Annotated in this window: 1 protein-coding gene; it reads left to right on the top strand. The window is 48.3% G+C overall.

What is annotated here, in order from left to right:
• A partial coding sequence (locus O4H47_RS17980) for a TrmH family RNA methyltransferase (RefSeq protein WP_331283691.1) occupies positions 1-263 on the top strand: 263 nt, incomplete at both ends.

The following is a 263-nucleotide window of genomic DNA, read 5'->3' as shown; positions in this document are numbered from 1 at the left end:
TGCTTTAGCTGCGGGTGCTGGTGATATTGCTCAAAATGCAAAGATTGTCGGCACATTAGAAGAAGCGGTTGAAGATTGTGGCCTTGTTGTGGGTTCTAGCGCCCGCTCTCGTACATTAGAATGGCCAATGCTAGAGCCACGTGAATGCGGTGAGAAATTTGCAGTTGAAGGCCGAAAGCATCCGGTTGCGCTCGTGTTTGGCCGAGAAAGAACTGGTTTGACAAACGAAGAGCTACAAAAGTGCCACTACCATGTTTGTATTC

It is taken from the genome of Maritalea porphyrae (assembly GCF_027213965.1).
GTDB lineage: Bacteria > Pseudomonadota > Alphaproteobacteria > Rhizobiales > Devosiaceae > Maritalea > Maritalea porphyrae_A.
The sequence above is the reverse complement of the archived record's forward strand: the minus strand, read 5'-3'. Positions and strand labels throughout refer to the sequence as shown.